General features: G+C 73.4%; 3 protein-coding genes. All 3 read right to left on the reverse strand.

Annotated elements, in window-relative coordinates:
• Nucleotides 1–58: 58 nt before the first annotated feature.
• Nucleotides 59–733, reverse strand: coding sequence for an SMC-Scp complex subunit ScpB (gene scpB / locus V7793_RS36920; RefSeq protein ID WP_336014053.1), 675 nt, complete (start codon nt 731–733; stop codon nt 59–61).
• A gap of 26 nt (nt 734–759) precedes the next feature.
• Entirely contained in the window at nt 760–1,764 is a 1,005-nt protein-coding gene (locus V7793_RS36925; RefSeq protein ID WP_336014049.1) for a segregation and condensation protein A, read from the reverse strand.
• A gap of 65 nt (nt 1,765–1,829) precedes the next feature.
• On the reverse strand, nt 1,830–2,021 hold a 192-nt coding region (locus tag V7793_RS36930), incomplete at its 5' end, for a hypothetical protein (protein ID WP_336014051.1).

A 2,021-nucleotide genomic window follows, 5' to 3' on the forward strand; every position in this document is an offset into this window, starting at 1 on the left:
CCTCGACCGCCCCGGTCGTCCCGGTTGCCGCTTCCGCTGTTCCTGCCGCTGCTTCGCATCAAAGTTCCGTCTTGTCGTCCGCTTCGGTGTCCGGTGCGTCCGGATCGAACGACGGCACACCTTCCTGAGTGTCGCCCTCGATCGCCTCCGCCTCGGGGAGGAAGGGCGCGAGCTCCGGGAGCTCGTCCAGGCCTCGCAGGCCCATGCGCTCCAGAAAGTAGTTCGTCGTCCTGTACAGGATCGCACCTGTTTCGGGTTCCGTCCCCGCCTCCTCCACCAGACCTCGCTGGAGGAGGGTGCGCATGACCCCGTCGCAGTTCACGCCGCGCACCGCCGAGACCTTCGACCGGCTGACCGGCTGACGGTACGCGACGACGGCGAGGGTCTCCAGGGCGGCCTGGGTGAGGCGTGCCTGCTGGCCGTCGAGGACGAACGCCTCGACGGCGTCCGCGTAGGCCGGCCGGGTGAAGAAGCGCCAGCCCCCTGCGACCTGCCGCAGCTCGAAACCGCGCCCCTGGGCGTCGTACTCCCGGGCCAGCTCGCCGAGGGCCGCGGCGATCTCGCGGCGGGGGCGCTCCAGGACCCTGGCGAGGTGCTCCTCGGTGGCGGGCTCGTCGACGACCATGAGGACGGCCTCCAGGGCGGGCCCGAGGGCGAGCCCGGAGACACCGGAGACACCGGAGGCCCCCGCGGAGGCTCCCGCGCCCTCGTGCGTCTCGTGGCTCTCTGTCATCTCCGCCGTCTCCGCCGTCTCTGTGCTCACGGTGCGCTCTCCTCCGGCTCGGTCTCCGGCTCCCGGTCGAACTCGTCCGTCACCAGCGGTTCCGCCCCCTCCCCACCCGTCCAGCTCACCGCCAGCTCGCCGAGGGCCTCGTCCTGGTCCAGGGCGACCACGCGCTCGCGGTAGAGCTCCAGCAGCGCCAGGAAGCGGGCGACGACGGTGAGGGTGTCGGGGGCGTCGCCGGCCAGTTCCCCGAAGCTGACCCGGCCCGCCCGCCGCAGCCGGGCCACGACGACCTCGGCCTGCTCGCGCACGCTGACCAGCGGCGCGTGGATGTGGTCGACGTACACCTGCGGCGCCGGCCTGGGCCGCATGGCCTTGGCGGCCAGCTCGGCCAGGCGCTCGGGCCCGATGCCGAGGACGACCTCGGGCAGCAGCTCCGCGTGGTGCGGCTCCAGGCCGACCGTACGGGGGAAGCGCCGCGCCTCCTCGTCCAGCCGGCCGCTGAAGATCTCCGCGACCCGCTTGTACGCCCGGTACTGCAGGAGGCGGGCGAACAGCAGGTCGCGCGCCTCCAGGAGGGCGAGGTCGGCCTCGTCCTCGACGTCGGCGGCGGGCAGCAGGCGGGCGGCCTTGAGGTCGAGCAGGGTCGCGGCGACGACGAGGAACTCGGTGGTCTGGTCCAGGTCGAAGTCGGGTCCCATGGCGCGGATGTGCACCATGAACTCGTCGGTGACCTTGTGGAGGGCGACCTCGGTGACGTCCAGCTTGTGCTTGGCGATCAGCTGCAGCAGGAGGTCGAAGGGCCCTTCGAAGTTGTCGAGCCGGACGGTGAACTTCGCGTCGGCCGTGCCGTCGGCGGCGGCCTTCCCGCCGGCGGGCGCATCCGGCAGGGGCGCCGTCCCCGCCGCGGCGGGCTCGCCGCCGTCACCCGCGCCGGCAGGCGCACCCGCCTCCTCGGCGCCTTCTCCCCCGCCTTCGGGCGACGCCGCACCGGGGCCGAGGCCCAGGCGACGGCGGGCCGAGGAGGAAGCTGAGGGCATCAGGGGTCCAGGTGCAGGCGGGGACGGGCCGTACGGCCAAGGGGCAGGCTACCGGCGAATGCCGCTCAGCGGCCGCGCAGGCGCCGTACGAGGATGCTCGCGTCGCCCCGCGACTCCAGGTCGGCGAGGACGACCGCGACGGCCTCCCGGACGATCCTGCCGCGGTCGACCGCGAGCCCGTGCTCACCGCGCAGCACCAGGCGCGCGTGTTCGAGGTCCATGAGCTCCTCGGCGGAGACGTAGACCGTGATCTTCTC

This window comes from Streptomyces sp. KLMMK (assembly GCF_036961605.1).
GTDB classification, from domain to species: domain Bacteria; phylum Actinomycetota; class Actinomycetes; order Streptomycetales; family Streptomycetaceae; genus Streptomyces; species Streptomyces telluris.